General features: G+C 59.2%; 16 protein-coding genes and 1 pseudogene. 8 read left to right on the forward strand and 9 right to left on the reverse strand.

Annotated features, from left to right (window positions below):
- The 3 genes and pseudogenes from BM017_RS20135 to BM017_RS20145 all read right to left on the reverse strand — a co-directional run.
- Positions 1 to 1,310: pseudogene (locus tag BM017_RS20135) on the reverse strand (type IV secretion protein Rhs); the annotation flags it as partial.
- Positions 1,311 to 1,508: 198 nt separating this feature from the next.
- On the reverse strand, positions 1,509 to 2,990 hold the full coding sequence (locus BM017_RS20140) for a methyl-accepting chemotaxis protein (protein ID WP_092247657.1): 1,482 nt from the start codon (positions 2,988 to 2,990) through the stop codon (positions 1,509 to 1,511).
- 96 nt (positions 2,991 to 3,086) lie between these two features.
- The gene (locus BM017_RS20145; RefSeq protein ID WP_071488541.1) at positions 3,087 to 3,893 is read right to left on the reverse strand and encodes a TatD family hydrolase; all 807 of its coding nucleotides are present in this window, start codon (positions 3,891 to 3,893) and stop codon (positions 3,087 to 3,089) included.
- A gap of 236 nt (positions 3,894 to 4,129) precedes the next feature.
- Here BM017_RS20145 and BM017_RS20150 point away from each other — a divergent pair, with 236 nt between their 5' ends.
- From BM017_RS20150 to BM017_RS20160, 3 genes are all read left to right on the forward strand, one after another.
- Positions 4,130 to 5,551 carry an MltF family protein gene (locus tag BM017_RS20150; RefSeq protein WP_058427986.1) on the forward strand — a complete coding sequence of 474 codons (1,422 nt, stop codon included), beginning with the start codon at positions 4,130 to 4,132 and terminating at the stop codon, positions 5,549 to 5,551.
- Positions 5,552 to 5,653: 102 nt separating this feature from the next.
- On the forward strand, positions 5,654 to 6,088 hold the full coding sequence (locus tag BM017_RS20155; RefSeq protein ID WP_071488540.1) for a DoxX family protein: 435 nt from the start codon (positions 5,654 to 5,656) through the stop codon (positions 6,086 to 6,088).
- Positions 6,089 to 6,338: 250 nt separating this feature from the next.
- Complete coding sequence (locus tag BM017_RS20160; protein ID WP_092247660.1) at positions 6,339 to 6,647, forward strand: hypothetical protein; 309 nt, start codon at positions 6,339 to 6,341, stop codon at positions 6,645 to 6,647.
- A 4-nt stretch (positions 6,648 to 6,651) separates the two neighbouring features.
- Here BM017_RS20160 and BM017_RS20165 read toward each other — a convergent pair whose 3' ends face one another.
- From BM017_RS20165 to BM017_RS20175, 3 genes are read right to left on the reverse strand one after another with little or no spacing between them, the layout of a single operon-like run.
- Positions 6,652 to 8,379, reverse strand: a complete 1,728-nt coding sequence (locus BM017_RS20165; RefSeq protein ID WP_092247663.1) for a Gldg family protein — start codon at positions 8,377 to 8,379, stop codon at positions 6,652 to 6,654.
- A gap of 15 nt (positions 8,380 to 8,394) precedes the next feature.
- Complete coding sequence (locus BM017_RS20170) at positions 8,395 to 9,120, reverse strand: ABC transporter permease (RefSeq protein WP_092247666.1); 726 nt, start codon at positions 9,118 to 9,120, stop codon at positions 8,395 to 8,397.
- Entirely contained in the window at positions 9,117 to 10,043 is a 927-nt protein-coding gene (locus BM017_RS20175; protein WP_092247669.1) for an ATP-binding cassette domain-containing protein, read from the reverse strand. Before BM017_RS20175 ends, BM017_RS20170 begins: the two co-directional genes overlap by 4 nt.
- 217 nt (positions 10,044 to 10,260) lie before the next feature.
- On the opposite strand from BM017_RS20175, the gene BM017_RS20180 reads away from it, so the two are divergent.
- Both BM017_RS20180 and greB read left to right on the forward strand, forming a co-directional pair.
- On the forward strand, positions 10,261 to 11,247 hold the full coding sequence (locus tag BM017_RS20180; protein WP_092247672.1) for a hypothetical protein: 987 nt from the start codon (positions 10,261 to 10,263) through the stop codon (positions 11,245 to 11,247).
- A 113-nt stretch (positions 11,248 to 11,360) separates the two neighbouring features.
- A complete protein-coding gene (gene greB / locus BM017_RS20185) occupies positions 11,361 to 11,834 on the forward strand; it encodes a transcription elongation factor GreB (protein WP_092248076.1) in 474 nt (157 codons plus the stop codon).
- A gap of 45 nt (positions 11,835 to 11,879) precedes the next feature.
- Here greB and BM017_RS20190 read toward each other — a convergent pair whose 3' ends face one another.
- Positions 11,880 to 14,390 carry an ABC transporter permease gene (locus BM017_RS20190; protein WP_092247675.1) on the reverse strand — a complete coding sequence of 837 codons (2,511 nt, stop codon included), beginning with the start codon at positions 14,388 to 14,390 and terminating at the stop codon, positions 11,880 to 11,882.
- A complete protein-coding gene (locus BM017_RS20195; RefSeq protein ID WP_059397119.1) occupies positions 14,390 to 15,073 on the reverse strand; it encodes an ABC transporter ATP-binding protein in 684 nt (227 codons plus the stop codon). Before BM017_RS20195 ends, BM017_RS20190 begins: the two co-directional genes overlap by 1 nt.
- A 10-nt stretch (positions 15,074 to 15,083) precedes the next feature.
- Here BM017_RS20195 and BM017_RS20200 point away from each other — a divergent pair, with 10 nt between their 5' ends.
- From BM017_RS20200 to BM017_RS20210, 3 genes are all read left to right on the forward strand, one after another.
- Positions 15,084 to 15,689 carry an arylesterase gene (locus BM017_RS20200; protein ID WP_092247678.1) on the forward strand — a complete coding sequence of 202 codons (606 nt, stop codon included), beginning with the start codon at positions 15,084 to 15,086 and terminating at the stop codon, positions 15,687 to 15,689.
- A gap of 58 nt (positions 15,690 to 15,747) precedes the next feature.
- A complete protein-coding gene (locus BM017_RS20205) occupies positions 15,748 to 16,041 on the forward strand; it encodes a hypothetical protein (protein WP_010211879.1) in 294 nt (97 codons plus the stop codon).
- Positions 16,042 to 16,113: 72 nt separating this feature from the next.
- Positions 16,114 to 17,082: a L,D-transpeptidase family protein gene (locus BM017_RS20210; protein WP_092247681.1), complete on the forward strand. Its 969-nt coding sequence runs from the start codon at positions 16,114 to 16,116 to the stop codon at positions 17,080 to 17,082.
- A gap of 134 nt (positions 17,083 to 17,216) precedes the next feature.
- On the opposite strand, the gene oprI is transcribed toward BM017_RS20210, so the two are convergent.
- Positions 17,217 to 17,468: an outer membrane lipoprotei OprI gene (gene oprI / locus BM017_RS20215; protein WP_003172710.1), complete on the reverse strand. Its 252-nt coding sequence runs from the start codon at positions 17,466 to 17,468 to the stop codon at positions 17,217 to 17,219.
- Positions 17,469 to 17,765 lie beyond the last annotated feature (297 nt).

Raw genomic sequence — 17,765 nt, forward strand, 5'->3', positions numbered from 1 at the left:
AGGAGTTCCTCGCCGGTGACCATCGACACCGGGCACCCATTGGTCGCGGTCTTGTCCGAAGATGCCGCCGCATCCCCATTCGGGTTGCGAGCAGAAACCGGCACGTCATCCACAGGCTCCTGCCGAACCAACACGGTTCGCTGGGACTTGTTGCGCACCACCGGCACCGCGTTGGAAACCACCTGATCCCCAGCCTTCAACGGCGCATTCGGAATCACCCGGATCGGCTTCGCGGAGCTACCCAGCAGCAACGGCCTGGCCGCCTCGACATGCGCCTCCAACCGAGGCCCGACCACCTGGTCCGCCAGCATTTGCAGCCATTTACGCACGCGCTCGGACTTGATGTGCCCCAGCACCTGCATACCCAAACGAAGCTGAACCCCCATGCCTCGCGTGGCCCAGATCAGAAACAGATTGATCAGCACCTCGCCGGTCATCTCGCCCAGCAGCTCGTACATCTGCGGCGGCGGCAGCATGCGTACCCAGGCAACCAGGGCCGACAGATAGATAAACATCAGCGGCTCATCGCTGAGCACGAGCAGGCCCTGGGCAATGGTGTCCCTGCCCAGTTTCAACAGTTCATCCAGTTCGGCCTGGGTGACGTACTGCAGCAGTTTCTGGCTATTGCTCTTGAGGTCCGCCAGCAGGTCGTACAGTTGTGTGAAGTTGTCCCATAGGTTGTAGAGCGCCTTGGCCATGCCGCTGGAAAACGCCATGCCTTGCATCGCACTGCGTTCCAAGGATATGGCGTTGGCAAAGTCGCTCCATTGTGGCTTGAAAGTCTTCGCCCACTCATCACGCAGGCCCATTTCCAGCCCCGCGATCACCGACTGATAAGACGCATACAGCGCCTTGATGTGATCCTTGGAAACGTCGGGATAAAAGGTGATCTGGTAGCGCTGATCGCGGGTGCAGTCGCTGACTTCAAGAATGCCGCTGGGGTCGATGGTGTGATGGATCGGCGGGCCCATCGGGCTGCCGTCCGCAGCAATGGCCTGCAGCATCACCGGCGTATTGCCGATAGGCACGAATTGCGTGCTCTCGAACATATGCACCAGGGTCAACGAACCCTGGGCCTTGCAGGTGGCAACCGTGCGATTCGGTTTCTTGGAGGACGCCGGAGCGACGAGGGAAACCTCGTCGCCGACCTTGAACACCTGCTCGACTTCCAGCGCCGAGCCGCTCCAGAAGCTTTCGGCCCACTCGTCAAACGTGTTGAGGCATTCACGCAAGTCACGCAGGACGCCTTCAACGTCCGGCGCCTTGGCATCCATGGGCGCCAGGATGAACCGGGCAATAACTGGAGTCATGAGGCAGCCCCATTGAGTGGGGCACGGCTGGAGAAGTGCATCGGCGGTCCCTCGCGCTGATTGAACAGGCGAGAGACTTTGAAGAGGTTGCCAGGGAAAAGAAGTCGGCGTTATTCGCCGGGAGGGTTAGGACGTTTCGCCAAAACCTCGGGCAAACCGAGGCTTTGTTGTAGGTATGGGATTACGGGTTGAACAGTCCTACAGCTTCAACTGCCCAATCGCCTTGCTCAGTTCACCGGCCAAGGTTGCCAGTTCATTACTGGTCGTCGCCGAATCCACGGTTTGCTGCACGGTGTTCTCGGTCACATCCCGAATGCTCACCACCGCACGGTTCATCTCTTCGGCGACGTGGCTTTGCTGCTCGGCAGCGACGGCGATCTGGGTGTTGCTTTCACGCATCTGCGCCACGGCACTGGTGATTTCGGCGAGGGCCGCGCCGGCTTCCTGGGCTTGCTGCACGCAGTCGTCAGCCTTGAACGAGCTTTCCTGCATGAAGTCCACCGCGTCGCGGGTGCCGGCCTGCAGCGCCGAGACCATGCGGGTGATTTCGTCGGTGGAGCTTTGTACGCGTTTGGCCAGGTTGCGCACTTCGTCGGCAACCACGGCAAAACCCCGGCCCATTTCCCCGGCGCGGGCGGCTTCGATGGCGGCGTTGAGGGCGAGCAGGTTGGTTTGCTCGGCGATGCTATGGATCACGCTGACCACGCCATTGATTTTCTGACTGTCCTCGGCGAGCTTCTGGATCATCTCGGCGGTCTGCTGCACGCCCGTGGAGAGGCCGGCAATCGAGCGTTGTACGCGGGTGACCACTTCCTGGCCGCTGCCCGCCAGGGTGTCGGCGGTCTGGGACAGGTCGCGGGTGGCGCCGGCGTGCTGGGCGATGTGGTAGACGGTGGCGGTCATTTCGTTGATGGCAGTGGCGGCCTGGTCGGTTTCGCTTTGCTGGCCGAGCATGCCGTGCTGCACGTCGTTCATGCTGCTGGCCAACCGTGCGGCGCCATCGTCGAGTTGCTGGGCGGTGCGTGCCACGGTGTTGACGACGCGCTGGTAGCCCGCTTGCATGGCGTTGAAGGCGCTGGCCATCTGGCCAACTTCATCCTTGCAGGCCAACGGCACGCGGGCCGACAGGTCGCCGGTTTTCTCTACGTGCAGCATCACGTCTTTCAGGGTGTTGAGTTGGCTGAGCAGGAAGCGGATCAGCAGTTGCGAGGCGCCGAGCATCGCCAGCATCAGGATCAAGACCGCCACTGCATAGTTGGCGAAGCGTTCTTCGAACACCTGGCTCAGGCTTGGCGCGTAGGCAAGCACGGCGACGTATTGACCGTCAGGGCGGGCGATGACTTCGGCACCCATCAGCGGGTTTTCGCCGAACCACGGCATGTGATTGAGTTCGACCCAGCCCAGGTTGCTGCCAAGGGCTGACAGATCCTGCTCCGCCAGTTGTGGGGCCTGGCCGCGCTTGAACGTCAGCCAGTGCTCGCCCTTGGGCAAAGCTTCGCCAGTCGGCCACGCATTGAACAAGTGTGCCTGCGCCGAAGCCGAAGCCCGGGATGCATCGCTGCGGGACTGTTGCTCAAGCTGCACGGCATAGAGCACCAGCAGCAGGGTGGTAATGAAGGCGACCGCATTGACGGCCCAGAATTTGTACTTCAGCGAGATATTGCTAAGCCAGGCACCCATGGAAGGTTTTCTCTGATAGCGGAAACAGCATTGGCAAGGTGCCATTATTGTGCCGCTATCCAGGAAAACGGTTTTGACATGGGTCAATGCGCCGCATCAATCCACGGCAGGCAGCCCAAAAAAGCGACGGGCGCAGGCCGTGCTGTGGCGTGCCAGATCTTCCACGCTCTCGTTGCGGTGCAGGGCGACTTCGCGCAGCACTTCGGGTAGATACGCGGGCTCGTTGCGACCGTTTTTCGGCTTCGGACGCAAGGTGCGCGGTAGCAGGTAGGGGGCGTCGCTTTCCAGCATCAGACGGCCACGGGGAATTTCCCTGACCAGGGGGTGCAGGTGTGTCCCACGGCGTTCGTCACAGATCCAGCCGGTGATGCCGATGTGCAAGTCGAGGTCGAGGTAGCTGAACAGCGCCTGTTGTTCGCCGGTGAAGCAGTGCACCACGGCGGCAGTGAGGTGGTCGCGGTAGTCCTTGAGGATATCCAACAGGCGCTGGTTGGCGTCACGTTCGTGGAGGAATACCGGCAGTTTCAGCTCGATGGCCAGTACCAGGTGTTCTTCGAGGACTTTTTCCTGCTGCGGGCGCGGTGAAAAATCCCGGTTGAAATCCAGCCCGCATTCTCCGACTGCGCGTACGCGGTTTTCTTTCAGCAACCCGCGCAAACGTGATGCGCTATCGCCGTTCCAGTCACTGGCGGAGTGGGGGTGGATACCCGCCGTGCTGAACAGGCGTTGGCTGCTTTCATCGAGTTTTTCGCACAGCGCCAGGGCCTGTTCGCTGCCCTCGATGCTGGTGCCGGTGAGTACTAATTGTTGCACGCCGGCAGCATAGGCACGCTCGAGCACGGCCTGGTGCTTCTCGTCGAAACTGGGGTTGGTCAGGTTGACGCCGATATCAATGAGTTGCATGGTGCTATCTCCGCCTGCGGCCGGAAAGCATATCAGAGCTGTAGATTTATAAGAAAAACGAAGAACTACAACGAGTTATAGCTGTCTTTGAACGTCGCAAGCGACATTGTGGTTGGCTCGCCGCCTTTCATCATGCCGCCGTTGCGTACCTTGCCAGCGCATAAAGCGCTCTGTTTCTGACCCCCACCGCCTCGTTTTTCGCGAGGGCGTTGGCCAGTATTCTTTCCGGAGAGCGGATGATCCGACCCTCGGCGTTGCTTATGTTGTGCCTGACGATGCTGCTGCCCATGGCGGCGGTTGCGCGTCTGGACGGGCCGCTGGAAGTGACCAAGCCCGGCAAGGTACGTGATTTGGCGGAGATTCGTTCAAGCCGCACGTTGCGCGTATTGGTCAACCAGAGCCGTAACAGCTCCGGTGAGGTGCAAGGCCAGGCCATCGGTGTTGAATACCATCGCCTGCGCGCCTTCGAGCAGTACCTCAATGGCCATGCCCGTGATGGCCAGGAGATCAACCTCAAGATCATTCCCAAGGCCAAGGATCAGTTGCTTGGCGCACTGGCCCGTGGCGAAGGTGATTTGGTGGCGCCCGGTGAACTGCTCGATGTAAAAGCGGCGCACAAGATCAGCACCAGCGACCCGATTGCCAGCGATGTGCCGTTGTGGCTGGTGGGGGTTAAGGGCGAGCGGCGGTTTACCAAGTTGGAACAATTGTCCGGCCGCACCCTGGCGTTGACCACCGGTAGCGCTGCGGCGGATGCCATCAACCAGGTCAATCAAAAACTCGCGCTGCACAAGCAGCCGCCGGTGAAAGTGGAGTGGGTGGACCCGACCCTGGCCGTGGAAGATGTGCTGGAGATGGTCCAGGCCGGTATTTTCCACCTGACTATTGTCGAAAAGCCGATTGCCGAGCGCTGGTCGAAGATCCTGCCCAAGTTGCGTTTCGATAAGCAGGTGGCGATCAGCGAGCCGGGCGACGAATACTGGTTCGTGCGCCAGGATGCCTCGATGCTGCGGGCCAGCATTGATCGATTCCTCAAGACCTATCGAACCCCGTCCGATCAGGATGTGGCATTCCAGCGTATCTACCGTCGCCTTTACCAAGTGCGCAACCCATTGGCCCGCGTCGACCGACAGCGCCTGGAAAAACTGCGCCCGGTCTTGCAGAAACACGCCCGCGAGCAGGGCATGGACTGGTTGAACCTCGCCGCACTGGCCTTCAAGGAATCGGCGCTTGACCCTGGCGCGCGCAACAGCGGCGGCCCTACCGGCTTGATGCAGATCACGCCATCGGCGGCGCAACGCGTGGGGGTCAACAACATCGAAAGTCTCGACAGCAACGTGCAGGCCGGCGCGCGGTACCTGGCAATGATCCGTCGCAAGTTCTTCGCCAGCCCCAAGCTCAACGAGCGCGAGCGCATGGCCTTTGTGCTGGCGGCTTACAACATGGGGCCGGAGCGGGTGCAGGGCATGCGTACTGAAGCTAAGCGGCGGGGGCTCAACCCCAACCAGTGGTTTTTCCAGGTTGAACGCATTGCCATGGAGCAGGTAGGGATGGGCGGCGTCAGCTATGTTAATAGCGTCAACAAGTATTTCTTGGCGTTCGATCGGGAGCGGGAGTCCCTGGAACCGCCAGCGCCGAAAATCGCTTCACGGAAGTAATCGATTTTATCGATATTAATCAGGCATTTTTTCGGCTTTTATCATTGTTTTAACTGATTAATATAGCGGCCAACCAACCCTACTTTGAAAAGGATCTGCACCATGAGCCCACTGATCAACCGTATTCTCTCCACTCGCGCCGGTTACGGCCTGACTATCCTGCGCATTGTGGTAGGCATCATCTTCGCCGCCCACGGTTCGCAAAAGCTTTTTGGCTGGTTTGGCGGCTACGGTCTGGCGGGCACTGCCCAGTGGATGGAAAGCATCGGCCTGGCGCCGGGTACGCTGATGGCGCTGCTGTCGGGCGGTACCGAGTTCTTTGCCGGCCTGGCGTTGATCATCGGTCTGCTGGTTCGCCCTGCGGCATTGGGCCTGACTTTCCTGTCGCTGGTGGCGATCTTCTCGGTGCACATCCATAACGGCCTGTTCATGGCCAACAACGGTTATGAGTTCGCCCTGGCCCTGCTCGGCGGCTCACTGGCGGTACTGCTGGAGGGTGCTGGCAAACTGTCCGCAGACCGCGCCATCGCCCACTGATTGGGCTGCAACACCTTGAATCGGCCCGCCCTGTGCGGGCCTTTTCGTTGCTCGGGATTCTTGACACCGCCCCACCGGCTTCTCTAGGATGCCGCTCATGCGCCGATTTAAACAGCTAATTGCGGGGCGCCATGGGTGATCGTCATCGGTCCCGACAGAAGCGTGTTCCATGCTTCGAAATTCCGCTAAAGCGCTGGTTCGGTGTTGCCTCTCACCTGCCCGCAGACTTTTGAGGCAGAGACACGACACGATGAATGCATTACGCCCCCTGATACGCCTGGCCCCGATCACTGCGGACCTCACTCAACGCAACCCGAAAATTCTTCTTGGCGGCAAGCACCAGCCCACGCTATTGCGTTACCTGGATGGTTGGCCGCGTCGCACTGGCCGACCTTCGGCGTTCCTGATCCAGTTTGTCGAAGATGGCGACTCACTTGCGCGTTTTGCCAGCAACAGCTTTGACCTTGCGGTTATCCAGGCCCCAAGCGCCGACAATGCCACCGAAGTCATCCGCCAGTTGACCCGTATTGCACGACAGGGACTGATAGCCCGTCGCTGAACATTCAGTGAATCATGCCGCCGGCTTGCAACCGGCGTCGGCGCTCTCCAAGAAAGACCATCCAGGCGATCAGGCATAACGTCAGCGGCATGGCAAAGATCGCCACCAGCGTTATCGCCAACTCCAGACGACGCACTTGGGCGTAGGCTTCGCGCTGCAGGGTATTCAGCTCCATGGGTAGGCGCAGTCGTTCCTTGTTGAGTGCTTGCAGCTGGGTATTGGTCTCCACTGCCTGGGTGCCGAGGGTGGTTGTCCATGGGCTCAGCCGTTGCCATTCCTGCTCTGTTCGTTGCAAGCGTCGCTCCAGTTCGCTGGCTTTCGAACGATAGGCCTGTCTTGCGACCTCGCGCATACCCTCCAGCACCGTCGGCATGTCCTGCGTTGCCCTTGGGCGAATCGCGACGAGCATGTCGGGGGCGGACAGGTTATCCAGTGTATTCAGAACAAACAGCGCGTTGCCATCGGGCGCCGCGTCGCTGACCTTATCGGTGAGCATGTCGGTGTCAGCGATGACCACAACATGAATCTGCGCGGCTGTTTGCAACCCGGGCGGCAGGCCCTTGATACCACCGGAAAAGACTGAGTAGCTCGGCCCTTCGATGCGTGCAGCAATGACATGGCGCCGTTCTCGGCTCGAAGCCTCTTCAATCACGGAATCGGACTTTGTTGCGCGAGGGGATTGGTTGGCCTCCAACAGCACGGATTGCTCGGAACTTTGCAGGATCGGAGTGAAGGTTGTGCGGCTTTTGTTCAACTGCACCAGCGCCCCACTGCTCGATACTGTCACCCTGTTGAGGTTCCAGGTGCTGATGTCGTTCAGGTTCATTGCCTGTCGTGGCAAGTTCAGCCTGACTCGATTGGGCATATCTGGCGTCTCCCAGGGCGTGTAGAGAGAGTCGACCATCAGCTTGTCCGTCGGCATCCGGATACCCCAGGCGGCAAGCACCTCGTCCAGTCGGCTATTGGCTGGGAATGGGGTTGAGCGTTGTTCGCTCAACGGGTCGATGAACATCATCAATCTACCGCCCCTCAAGACAAATTGCTCAATCCCATACAAGGTCCGTTCCGGCAGTATCCGTGGCTGTACAACCATCAGCGTTTTGATGTGTTCGGGGATTAGAGCGACATTCGGCTCCAGAGCGACCAGTTCGAATTCTCGCCGCACCGCCTGCAGGAGCCGACCTGCGGATTCGTCCATCGGCAGCCCCGACAGCAGCCCAACAACCGGTCGCTCCGGGTGCTGCAACTTGTAGAGCAGGTGGCTTATTTCATATTCGAGCAAGGGCTCGCGCTCGAGGCTGAAAGAACCGATACGGCGCACGCCATGACCGGGGCTCGTGCTGATGAGACCGAGAAACCCTGTGTTCTCGTCGAGCCCTGACAGCCGTGCCTTATAGGCGTCTTCCGAATAGGGAGCGGGTTCAATCACGTGCAGGTTGATCATGCCCCGAGCCTTCTTTTCGTACTCCTTGAGCAGGTCCTCTATACGTTTGCCATAGCGTTTCACGGCGTAGCTTCGCTTCGGGTCGTTATTTGAATTGAAGTAATACATGTCCACCGGGCTTTCCAGCGTTGCGAGCAGTGGGTATACGGGGGGCGATAAAGTGTGGATTTTTTGTTGAGAAAGATCCCAGCGTATATCAGGAAGTTTACCTATCCACACCAGGTTGAAAGCCAGGAAAAGCAAAAAGGTGACGCAAAGCGTCATACCGGTGCGCAGAGTGGACCGCATTAAGGGGTTCCCTTCTCATCTGTGTTTGTAGTTGAGTGTGACTGTCGTTGCGGTGAGAAAGGCGAGGATCATGCTAATAAAATAAAGTATGTCGCGCAGTGTGAGTTTTCCATCATCGATACTGCTGAATCGCCAGGTAGGGCTGAGGGATGTCAGGCTGTCGATCAGCCATATAGGGGTGTGGTGTTCAAGTGAGTCCAGTACATAAGAAAGGCCACTGGTTGTCAGTAACAAGCCCAGCGTCAATATGAAAATAACAGTGCGGTGATGGACCAGTGCGCAAATAAAACAGCCTGCGGATAAGTAACTGCCTGCCAGCAACCAACTCGCCAGAAATTGCGAGGCAATGACACCGTTGTCGGCGTTGCCCAGATAGTTCGCAATGATCACCAGGGGGAACATCAGAAACAGGGCGGTGCTGGCCACCAGCCAGGCGGCCAGGAATTTTCCGACAACCCATTCCAACGTCGTGATGGGCAGGGTTTTCATCAGGCTGAAAAAACCTGCGTTGGTTTCATCGGACCAAAGTTGAGTGGTCAGGGCGGGAATCAGCAATAAGTAAAGCGAAGGGTGGAACCGGAAAAATACCTGTAAGTCACTGCCGTTTTGTTCCCGCCACGGACTTACGTACAACCCTAATGTCACTGACAGTATGAGGAAAATGGCAATGTTGAGGTAAGTGCTGGGGTAGCGCGCATAGCTGGTGAGTTGACGCCTCAGAATGATGGGCAATAGTCTCAATGGGACGCCTCTTTGGTCAGGTGGTGGACCACATCATTCAGGCGACCTGGCTCCAGGTTCAGTGAGGTGATTTTCCAGCGCCGGCTGGCAATCAGCGTGTTGATATGGGGATATATGGTGTGTCCGGGCATGGCGAGAACCGTCACTGTGCCGGGCGCGTTTCGATGCTCTTCGATGCCTGCCACACCTGGAAGGACAGCCAGTGCCAACAGGTCCAGTGGCGTCTCGGCGGTAAGGGTGACTGCCTGGAAGTGACGCGAGTCGCGCTGTAGATCGGGCAGTGGCGTATCGGCCACCAGGCGACCGTTGGCAATTACCAGGGCGCGTGTACACAGTTCGGACAACTCTTCGCAGTGACGCGAGGCAATGATGACCGTCATTTCTTGCGTCAATGATTGGATAAGTGCCTTGAATGCGTGCTTCTGATCCTGCGCGAGTCCTTCGGTGGGTTCGTCCAGCAGTAACAGGGCAGGGCCATGCAGGATGGCCTGGGCAATCGCGACTTTGCGTTTCCAGGCGATAGAAAGGAGGTCGAGGGGGGCATCGAGCACCGGAAACAACTCCAGTCGTGCGACGGACTGTTCCAGGCGGTCACGTTTTTCGGTACCGCGAAAGCCACGAATGGCAGCAATGAAATCCAGGAACGCCTTGACCGACATCGTTGGATGGCCGAGGTCGTTGGACAGTTGATAGCCGACCAGTTGCCTGGCTTCGAACGGGTGGGTTTGTGTGTTGAAGCCCTGAATATTTATATGACCGCTGGACGGCTGTGTCGAACCGGCAATGACATCGAGCAGGACTGTTTTGGCCGTGTGATCCTGTCCGAACAACCCAAGGCATTCCTGTTGACCGGCACTGAATGAAAAGTCGCTGACAACAGTATTGTTACCCATGTGTTTTGTCAGATTGCTTATTTCGATCATTGTTTTACCGAATAAGTTTGGTATGACGTAGGGAGGTTGAAAAAAGGGTACGGGTTGCTCGCGGTTTTGGGAACGTCGGTCAGCATTAATAAGACAAGTCCTACGTGCAGGGCGGGCGGACCACTGAAACAATGTGTCGTGTTTTGGAGTGTCTAATTTTTGATTGTTTATTTTTTGTTTATATAAGCTTTCTTTCCGAATATTGAGGCCTGATTGCATGATGCTGCTACGTACCCTTGTTCTTGAACGCAATGGTCAAGATGCTCCGGTTAACGGTGCACTGCTCTGTGGGTTTGCTGTCGGTCAGACGGCCTCAAACTTCCTTGTGTATAGCCTGGATGAAGAGATAGAGCCTGGAAGTTCCAGGGTCTATATCGCGGCCTTGCGTAAGAAACTTGATCGTTATTTCCTGGGAAGCGTTGAATCCAAGGAAGACCTGCAGGTGGCATTGCATGTTTTCAAGCAAATACTGACATTAGCCGCTTCGGGCGTTAAACCCGGTAGTGTTACCGAAACCCAAGTGCCTTATCATTTTGTCGATTTGAAAGGTTGCAAGTTGCCACCGGCCAGGCCTGAGGATCATCATTCGGTGATCATCAAGAAAGCGCTGGTGATGAAAGTGATCACCCTGGGCATGTCTGCGCCGACGTTGCCAGCGATCGAAAGTGCTTCAGTGATTGTGCCGTCCATTCGGTTTTCGTCACAAATGATCTCTCCTCCCAAGAGCGCGAGCCCACCCGAGTCGGTCCGCCCTCCGCTGCATGAACAACCGGTTGAGGAGCCCCGGCAGGCACCCTTGAGCACGCCAGTGGACATGGCGCAGGCCGCACCTGCCATTCCACGTGAGCCTGATGCGCCGGTGCCAACGAAGTTCATGTCTTCAGGCGACAACAGTACATTGTTCGAAGTCGATAGCACGCTGACCAACCTTGCCCGTGTCGCTCAAGAATTGACCCAGCAAAAACTCGCTGCAATCGAGCGGGAGACTGCACTTGAGCAGTGGCAGGCGCGGCTGCAACAGGAACAAAACCAACTGGATGAGAAGGTTCGAGAGCTGGAACAGCGCACCACTCAACTGCATGATCAGTCGCTTGCCGTCAGCCAGAGGACCGAAGCCTTGAAGGTGATGACGTCACAGGTGTCGGGCTTGCGGCAAAGCCTGCGGGGCATGTTGCTGGAGCTGGATCGCACGCTCGATAGCTAGACCGGCCTGGCTACTTTCACGGGTTCATTTATCATCAACGCCAGCCGGCCGAACCCAGGGCATGAAACCCAGGCGTATCGGCACCTATGGACACTGCCTGGGGATGCAAGCGTTTGAGTACCAAGCTGATTACCAAAGAAGGCCATGAAGCGCTGAAAAAGGAGCTGGATTACCTGTGGCGCGAAAAGCGCCCGGACACCACGCGCAAAGTGACGTGGGCGGCTTCGCTGGGGGATCGCAGCGAAAACGCCGACTACCAGTACAACAAGAAACTGTTGCGTGAGATTGATCGTCGTGTGCGCTACCTGCGCAAACGCCTGGAAGACATGCGCGTGGTGGAGTACATGCCTGAGCAGGAGGGCAAGGTGTTTTTCGGCGCCTGGGTGGATATTGAAAACGAGCAGGGTGAAACCAAGCGTTTTCGTATTGTCGGTTATGACGAGATTTATGACCGGATGGACTACATCTCCATCGATTCGCCCATGGCCCGTGCGCTGTTGCGCAAGGAGGTGGATGACGAGGCTATCGTGCAGACCCCAAGCGGTGAGGTGTGCTGGTGGATCACCGGGATCGAATATGTGAAGTGAGCAAAATGGGCCCGTATTCTGTAGGGAATCCGGGCCCATCGCATTTCAACCTTCGCGCAACACCGTCAACGGGCTGGCATTCAGCGCGCGGCGGGTGCCAAACACACCGGCACCGCCGATCAGCACGGCACCGATCACCGGTAGCAGCAACAGCCACGGGTGAGGGTGCCAGGCCAGGTCAAATGCGTAGCGGTACAGCACGAACGTCACCAGCTCCGTGCCCAGCGCCGCCAGCAACCCACTGACGGCACCCAGCAAACCGAACTCGATACGCCTGGCCTTGACCAGCAGCTTGCGTTCGGCGCCTAACGCACGCAGCAGCGCGCCTTGGCGAATGCGTTCATCCAGGGTGGCTTGCAGGCCTGAGAACAACACCGCCATCCCTGCCGCCAGTACAAACAGCAACACGTACTCCACCGCCAGGGTCACTTGGGCGAGGATGCTGCGCAATTGCTCCAGCAACGCCTCGACTTGCAGGATGGTTACCGCCGGGAACGCTCGGGACAGGTCGACGATCTGCTGGTCATGCCCGGGCGCCAGATAGAAGCTGGTCAGGTAGGTGGCCGGCAGGTCCTTCAAGGTACCCGGTTGGAAGATCATGAAGAAGTTGGGCTGGAAGTTATCCCAGTTGATGGTGCGCAGGCTGGTGACCCGCGCTTCTCGATTCTCTCCGCCCACGGTGAAGACCAGGTGGTCGTCGAGCTTGAGTTTGAGGCTTTCCGCTACCTTGGCTTCGACGGAGACACCCGGGATTTCATCGGCAGGTTGCGCCGACCACCACGAGCCCGCCGTCAGGGCGTTGCCTGGTGGCAGGTCGGCGGCCCAGGTCAGGCTCAGGTCGCGTTGCACCGCACGGTCGCCGCTGGAGTCCTTGCTGACGATTTCCTGTACCGGTTCGCCATTGATACTGATCAGGCGCCCCGGCACCACCGGGTACAGCGGTGCGGATTGCGCCTGCAGTTCCAGCAGGCGGGCGCCAAAGGCATCCTTGTCGGCCGGCAGGATGTTCAAGGCGAAATAGTTCGGTGCGTCCTTGGGCAGCTGGTTTTGCCAGGTGTCGAGCAACTCGCCGCGCAACAGTGCGATCAAACCCATGGACAGCAGGATCAAGCCAAACGCCAGGGATTGACCGGCCGCCGCCAGTGGGTGACGCAGGAGTTGGCCCAGACCCAGGCGCCACGGCAGGGAGGCGCGGGCCAGCAGTCGCCGCAGGCTTTGCAGCAAGAGCAGGAGCAAGCCACCGAGTACCAGTGCCGCAACCACTCCGCCACCGAGCAGGGCGAAGGTCAGCACCAGGTCGAGGCTCAGGCGCCACATGATCAGGCCCAAGGCGAACAACGCTGCGCCATAGACCATCCAGGTGCTGGAAGGGATCGGCAGCAGGTCACGGCGCAATACCCGCAGCGGTGGCACTCGACCCAATGCGGCCAGCGGGGGCAGGGCGAAGCCCGCGAGGGCGACCAACCCGGTGCCGATCCCGGCAACCGCCGGTAGCAGCCCGCCAGGTGGAACGTCCGCGGGTAACAGGTCGTGGAGAAAGTAGAACAGGCCAAACTGCGCCAGCCAGCCAAGCAGGGCGCCGACCAGGCTGGCGAAAAGCCCCAGGACGCTCAGTTGCAGGCTGAACAGCAACATCGCTTCACGTCGTGACAAGCCCAGGCAGCGCAGCAATGCACTGGCGTCGAAACGTCGCGTGGCGAAGCGATTGGCCGACAACGCCACCGCCACACCCGCCAGCAATACGGCGACCAGGCTGGCCATGTTCAGGTAGCGTTCTGCCTTGCCAAGGGCGCCGCCGATCTGCTGGTTGCCGTCCCGTGAATCCTGCAGGCGCTGGTTGGCGGCGAGCCCCGGCTTGACCAGATCGCGATAGGTTTGCAGCACTGAGCTGCCCTGTGGCCCGCGCCACAGTTCGCGGTAGCTGACGCGGCTGCCGGGTTGCACCACACCGGTGGCGTCCAGGTCCGCCAGGTTGATCATCACCCTGGGCGTGAGGCTGTAGAAGTTGCCGGCGCGGTCCGGCTCATAGGTGAGCACACGGGCCAGGCGCAAGGTCTTCATGCCCACATCGATGCTGTCGCCGACCTTGAGGTCCAGCGCCGTCAGCAGCCGCGCCTCCACCCAGGCTTCACCGGGCTTCGGGCCGCCCCCAGGGGTTTCATCGCCAAAAGGCGCGGCTGCGCTTTTCAGTTCACCGCGCAGCGGGTACTGCTCGTTGACCGCCTTGATGCTGGAGAGCTGGATGCCGTTATCGGTGGCAATGACGCTGGAAAACTCCACGACGCGGGCGTGGTCCAGGCCCAGTTCGGTGCCGGACCGGATCTGCTCGGGGCGGGCTGGCGAGCTGCCTTCAAGCACCAGGTCGGCGCCGAGGAATTCGGTGGCGCGCAACAACATCGCACCGTTGAGGCGCGCGCCGAAGTAACCGATGGCGGTGCTGGCGGCCACGGCCACCAACAAGGCGAAGAACAATACGCGCAATTCACCGGCGCGGGCATCGCGCAGTAATTGACGCATTGCCAGGCTGAACAGGCGCAACAGCGGCAAACGTGCCATCAAGGCTCCAGGGGCGCGACCATCAGGCCGGCTTCAAGACGGATCAGGCGTCGGCAACGGTGGGCCAGGCGCTCATCGTGGGTGACCAGCACCAGGGTCGTGCCGCTCTCCTTATTGAGTTCGAACAGCAGGTCGCTGATGCGCTCGCCGGTGTGGCTGTCGAGGTTACCGGTGGGTTCATCGGCAAACAGCACGTCCGGTTCGGCGGCAAAGGCGCGGGCAATCGCCACCCGTTGCTGTTCGCCACCGGAGAGTTGGCGTGGCGAATGGGTCAGGCGTTGGCCCAGGCCTACGCGCTCGAGCAGGTGCCTGGCCCGTTCGCGAGCGTCTTTGCGGCCGTCCAGTTCCAGCGGCAGCATGACGTTTTCCAAGGCGTTGAGGCTGTCGAGCAATTGGAAGGACTGGAACACGAACCCTACGTGCTCGGCACGGATGCGCGCGCGCTGGTCTTCGTCGAGGGCACTGAGGGCTTGCCCGGCGAGGGTGACTTCGCCGCTGCTGGGCAGGTCGAGGCCGGCCAGCAGGCCGAGGAGGGTGGATTTGCCGGAGCCGGAGCTGCCGACGATAGCCAGGCTATCGCCCTTGTTCAGTTCCAGGCTCAGTTCGTGCAGGATAGTCAGTTCACCTTCCGCGCTGGGAACCACTTTGCTAAGGTTCCGCGCGGTGAGAATGCTTGCGCCCATGGAGAATCCGATGCGAATGTGGTTTTTGAGTGCTGGCCTGGCCTTGATGTGCATGGCCCAGAACGCAGCGGCGGGTACAGTCCTGATCGTTGGCGATAGTATCAGTGCCGGTTTCGGCCTGGATACCAGCAAAGGGTGGGTAGCCCTGCTGCAGCAACGGCTCAAGCAGGAAGGTTTCGACGATAAAGTGGTCAATGCCTCCATCAGTGGCGACACCAGCGCCGGAGGCCTGGCGCGGCTGCCGGCGGCGCTTGCAGAGCACAAGCCGGATGTGGTGGTTATTGAGTTGGGGGGCAATGATGGCCTGCGCGGGCAACCGCCTGCGCAATTGCAACAAAATCTTGCATCGATGATTGACCAGTCCAGGGCAGGTGGCGCCAAGGTGTTGTTGTTGGGGATGCAATTGCCCCCCAATTATGGCCCGCGATACACCACCGCGTTTGCCGAAGTCTATGGCGAGCTGGCCAAGCAAAAGAATGTCCCGCTGGTGCCGTTTTTCCTCGATGGTGTGGGCGGTCACCCGGAGCTGATGCAGGCCGATCAACTTCACCCGGCGGTCGGCGCCCAGGGCAAGTTGCTGGAAAATGTCTGGCCGACGTTAAAACCGCTGCTATGACGCTTTTCTACCGGCAGGCTTTCGGCTAAGGTGGCGCCCCCCCGATTTGGAGCCCCTGATGTCGCGTCCTGCCTGGTCCCTGTTTAACTACCAACTGATCGAGCCGGACGAGCAGCTGGATCTGTTCGCCTGCCAGGAAGTGCGGGTGCATCTGGTGGCACGTCAACTGGAACTGGGGGGCTCCATCGATCGCACGCTGTGCGGCACCCTGTTGCCGGCGCAACCGCGTTGGTCGCGAGTCGATCGTTCGATTTTCCAGGACCAGCGCCTTTGCCCGCTGTGCCGTGCCATCCTGGAGTCCCAGAAGCGCGGCACGCCGCCGATCTGGCCGGAGCTGCGTTTCGAGTTATAGGGGGCAGCTAGAAGCGCGCTTCACGTATACAATCGATGTTTACCTACCCGTCGTCTGCGAAGGATTTACCGGATGTTGTCGCGCCTTTCCGTCGTCACCTGCTGCCTGTCTCTCGCTGCGCTATGTGCGGCCGGTTCTGCGTCAGCTTTGCAGTTGCCATTGCCCCCACCGGGTGAAGACATCGTCGGCCAGGTCCAGGTGATCAAGGCCAAGTACGAAGACACCTTTGCCGACCTGGGCACCACCTATGACCTGGGCTATTCGGAGATGGTCGCGGCCAACCCAGGCGTGGATGCCTGGTTGCCGGGTGCGGGTACCGAGATCGTATTGCCGACGCGTTTCATCCTGCCGCCGGGGCCGCGCGAGGGCATCGTGATCAACCTGGCGGAATACCGGCTCTATTACTACCCCAAGGGTCAGAACGTGGTCTACACGTTCCCGTTGGGAATTGGTCGTGAAGGCTGGGGTTCACCCATTGCCCATACCAGCATCATCGCCAAGACGCCAAACCCGACCTGGACCCCGCCCGCCTCGATCAAGGCCGAGCACGCCGCCAACGGCGACCCGCTGCCCAACGTGGTGCCGGCCGGCCCGGACAACCCGCTGGGGCCGTTCAAGTTCACCCTGGGCACACCGGGTTACCTGATCCACGGTTCCAACATGAAATTTGGTATCGGCACGCGTACAAGCCACGGCTGCTTCCGCATGTTCAACAACAATGTGCTGGAGATGGCCGGCATGGTGCCGGTGGGGACATCGGTGCGCATCATCAACGATGCCTACAAGTTCGGCAGCAGTGGCGGCAAGGTGTACCTTGAAGCGCATACGCCGTTGAATGATGACGGTACGCCGTCGGTGGTCGACAAGCACACTGCGGTGATCAACGCCTTGCTCAAGCGTGAAGACCTGGCCAACAATTTGCGGGTCAATTGGGATCAGGTACGTGACGTGGTCGCGGCGGAAGATGGTTTGCCGACGGAAATCGGTGTGCCCGGCGCAGCGGCGGTCGCCGCCAGCGCGCCGATCGATCTGCAGCAATAAGGCACGACATCAAACGCCCGCCAAGGCCCTGCGCCACGGCGGGCTTTTTATTGCCCGTGATCCAGGCACAAATCCCAGGCAATAAAAAAGCCGACCCATAAATGGATCGGCTTGATAACAACCCCGAGGGATTATTACTTGCGGCTAGCTTTTTCAAGCATGCGCAGAGCGCGCTCGTTAGCTTCGTCAGCAGTCTGTTGTGCCTTTTGAGCAGCAGCCAGCGCTTCATCAGCTTTACGGTAGGCTTCGTCTGCACGGGCCTGGGAGCGAGCTGCTGCGTCTTCAGTCGCAGTCAGACGAGCTTCGGTTTCTTTGGAGACGCTGCTGCAACCGGTAGCCAGAACTGCGGCCAGAGCCAGAGCAGAGAATTTCAGAACGTTGTTCATCGTGTTCCCCTTCAAGGACTTTCTATTAGATGGCTAGTATCTCAGAGTGAGCCAATAGCCGGCGTACATACTACCCATTACTTGTAGTAAGTAAACTGACGTAGCGCAAGAAGCAAAAAAAATTCTCGTGCCGAATCTATTTTGGCTAATCTTTTTGAGGTTTGTATAAAAACTGTCCAATTTTTTTAACCGGGCGCAAATCGGATCCAGGCTGAAAGGGCCGGCCCGCATGTGTTAAGCCCTGTAAACAGATGAAATTTTATATATCCACGCTGACACTTACGTTCAGCATGGCTT

The organism is Pseudomonas sp. NFPP04, from assembly GCF_900113815.1.
In the GTDB taxonomy this organism is placed as follows: Bacteria; Pseudomonadota; Gammaproteobacteria; order Pseudomonadales; family Pseudomonadaceae; genus Aquipseudomonas; species Aquipseudomonas extremorientalis.

Coding starts and splice junctions, on each gene's coding strand:
- BM017_RS20140 (WP_092247657.1), bottom strand. CDS start 2,990: ATGGGTGCCTGGCTTAGCAATATCTCGCTGAAGTACAAATTCTGGGCC.
- BM017_RS20145 (WP_071488541.1), bottom strand. CDS start 3,893: ATGCAACTCATTGATATCGGCGTCAACCTGACCAACCCCAGTTTCGAC.
- BM017_RS20150 (WP_058427986.1), top strand. CDS start 4,130: ATGATCCGACCCTCGGCGTTGCTTATGTTGTGCCTGACGATGCTGCTG.
- BM017_RS20155 (WP_071488540.1), top strand. CDS start 5,654: ATGAGCCCACTGATCAACCGTATTCTCTCCACTCGCGCCGGTTACGGC.
- BM017_RS20160 (WP_092247660.1), top strand. CDS start 6,339: ATGAATGCATTACGCCCCCTGATACGCCTGGCCCCGATCACTGCGGAC.
- BM017_RS20165 (WP_092247663.1), bottom strand. CDS start 8,379: ATGCGGTCCACTCTGCGCACCGGTATGACGCTTTGCGTCACCTTTTTG.
- BM017_RS20175 (WP_092247669.1), bottom strand. CDS start 10,043: ATGATCGAAATAAGCAATCTGACAAAACACATGGGTAACAATACTGTT.
- BM017_RS20180 (WP_092247672.1), top strand. CDS start 10,261: ATGATGCTGCTACGTACCCTTGTTCTTGAACGCAATGGTCAAGATGCT.
- BM017_RS20190 (WP_092247675.1), bottom strand. CDS start 14,390: ATGGCACGTTTGCCGCTGTTGCGCCTGTTCAGCCTGGCAATGCGTCAA.
- BM017_RS20195 (WP_059397119.1), bottom strand. CDS start 15,073: ATGGGCGCAAGCATTCTCACCGCGCGGAACCTTAGCAAAGTGGTTCCC.
- BM017_RS20200 (WP_092247678.1), top strand. CDS start 15,084: ATGCGAATGTGGTTTTTGAGTGCTGGCCTGGCCTTGATGTGCATGGCC.
- BM017_RS20205 (WP_010211879.1), top strand. CDS start 15,748: ATGTCGCGTCCTGCCTGGTCCCTGTTTAACTACCAACTGATCGAGCCG.
- BM017_RS20210 (WP_092247681.1), top strand. CDS start 16,114: ATGTTGTCGCGCCTTTCCGTCGTCACCTGCTGCCTGTCTCTCGCTGCG.
- oprI (WP_003172710.1), bottom strand. CDS start 17,468: ATGAACAACGTTCTGAAATTCTCTGCTCTGGCTCTGGCCGCAGTTCTG.